This is a genomic window from [Flexibacter] sp. ATCC 35208, from assembly GCF_001975825.1.
Lineage (GTDB): Bacteria > Bacteroidota > Bacteroidia > Chitinophagales > Chitinophagaceae > Chitinophaga.
In genome coordinates this window covers 1-2,468 of sequence record NZ_MTKN01000161.1, presented here as the reverse complement: position 1 = coordinate 2,468, position 2,468 = coordinate 1, and the positions used below count along the sequence as shown (strand labels likewise).

Annotated in this window: 1 protein-coding gene; it reads left to right on the top strand. The window is 44.0% G+C overall.

The genetic code is table 11. The annotated features are described in order from the left end of the window. The first annotated feature begins 641 nt into the window (after positions 1-641). A complete protein-coding gene (ltrA, locus tag BW716_RS34795) occupies positions 642-2,378 on the top strand; it encodes a group II intron reverse transcriptase/maturase (RefSeq protein ID WP_083730640.1) in 1,737 nt (578 codons plus the stop codon). Positions 2,379-2,468 lie beyond the last annotated feature (90 nt).

Below are 2,468 nucleotides of genomic sequence, written 5' to 3'. Positions count from 1 at the left end.
AGTCGCTGTCTACGCTTCGGTGTGACTTGTAAAGCTGATGTTGTAATTGTTTCAATTTCCTGGTTAACAGGGAATAGAGAAACCTACCATTCTGTTGGTAGTAGCCTGCCCCGACACGCGTAAAGAGTAATCTTTGGGTGTGAAGCTCGGGAGATAATGTACCGAATAGCTACGAGGCTATCAGAAAAGGCTGTGAGGCCAAAACTGACCTGGAAGTTTCATCCGGGATAGGGCTAGGCTGACTGGCATGGTTAAGGTAACTGAACTATCGATAAACGTCGTGAAGACAAATGAGCTAAAGAAACTGAAAAGCTCCAGCCAAAAGGCAAACGTGGGACAATCTACTCGAAGCTTAGATTGCACAGACAAATAACACGTCCGGCGGAAAGATAGAACCTAAACCAGTCTTGTTACAACATCGGAACAAGGTAAGCCCTATTCTTCGCCTGCAAAGGCAAGTTAACCGTAAGGAAAACCCATGAAGGAGAGGGTATAGGAACCGACAAAAAGCGAAGGATGCTTTGTAATGAAGCGTATAGGGGATGAAACGATCGCCCTGCGGTGAAAGCCGGCTAACTTGTTGGAGTGGTCAATCATGGCGAGAAAACATGTAGAACCTAAAACTAAGGGGAAACAAGCAAATGACTGTATTACCAAATATGGATGCGGTTCCCACACACGCAGCAAACTGGGATTCCATTGACTGGAACCTGGCTCATCGTGTGGTAATGAGGCTACAAGTCCGTATCGCTAAGGCAACACGCGAAGGTCGCTGGCGCAAGGTAAAAGCCCTGCAATGGTTACTAACGCATTCTTACGCTGCCAAAATACTGGCAATTAAGAAAGTTACTACAAACCGTGGTAAAAGAACACCCGGAGTGGATGGGGTACTCCTAAAAACTCCAGAAGACAAAGCCGCCATAGTTAACTCGCTAAAACGCGCGGGATATCAACCGTCTCCTTTAAGGCGGATTTATATTTCCAAGGCTAACGGAAAACTTCGACCGCTTGGTATACCAGTAATGAGTGATCGATGTATGCAAGCACTGCATACTATTGCACTTTTACCAATGGCGGAAACAAAAGCAGATTGGAACAGCTACGGGTTCAGACCCGAACGTTGTACTGCAGATGCTATTGAATCTTTATTCAATTACCTCTCCAGAAAGAATGCCCCACAATGGGTATTGGAAGGCGATATTAAAGGTTGTTTTGACAACATTAGCCACGAATGGATGTTGAAAAATATCTGTTGTGATACGAAAGTATTACAGAAATGGTTGCAAGCGGGTTACATGGAACAGGCTACGTTATTCCCCACAGAAAGAGGTACTCCCCAAGGAGGAATCGCCTCACCCATCCTCGCGAACCTGGTGCTGGATGGAATAGAAGACCTACTGGGAAGAAAATTCAACTCGTTAAATAGATATGGGCAAAGTAGACAACGATCATCTTGGGGAATTCACTTTGTGAGATATGCAGATGACTTTGTGGTAATAGGTAAATCAAAGGACGTTCTCGTAGAAGAAGTATATCCTTTGATTGAGGAATTCCTGAAAGAAAGAGGTCTTGAACTCTCCAAAGAAAAAACGAAAATTACTCACATCTCAGAAGGATTTGACTTCCTCGGGCAAAACGTACGCAAGTACAGGTTCGGCAGAACCAATGCAAAGTTACTCATCAAACCTAGCAACAAGAACATAAAAACGTTCCTAAATGGTATAAGGAAGACCATTAAATCGATGGCAACTGCGTCGCAAGAAAATCTTATACGCAAACTCAATCCCAAAATACAAGGTTGGGCTAATTATCATCGATCGATAGTATCCAAGGAAGTCTACAAAAAGGTGGACTACGAAATATGGCAAGCCATAAGGCGATGGACCAAACGCAGACACCCGAATAAAAGCAAGGCTTGGATACAAACCAAATACTTCCAGAAAATCAAAGAACGAAATCATTGTTTTAGTTGTACAATCAAAGATGAGAACATGAAAACAACAGTTGTCATTACGCTGAAAAATGCCTCGGATACGCCTATCAGGCGACACATAAAAATCCGAAGCGAAGCGACTCCCTTTGACCCCAAGTACGAAGCTTACTTCGAAAATCGGATGTCATCAAAGATGGCAAACAATAAAGAAGGACGCAAAAAAGTCGGGGCATTGTGGAAAAGACAAAAAGGTTCCTGCTCTATATGTGGGGAAAGAATTACAAGTGTTACCAATTGGAGGCTTCATCACTTGGAAAGTCAGTTGGAGGGTGGCTCTGGAAATATATCCAATCTCACACTCTTACATCCGGACTGCCAGGAGCGAGGCTTTAATAACGGTTTTAAGTATCTGTTTCCGGTTGGGGTCAGCAAAACTCCGGCTTAGTATTGGCTTGAGCTGTGTGAGCGGGAAACTCTCATGCACAGTTCTGAGGGGAGGGTGTCACAGCAATGTGATATCCTTACCCGACTGCCA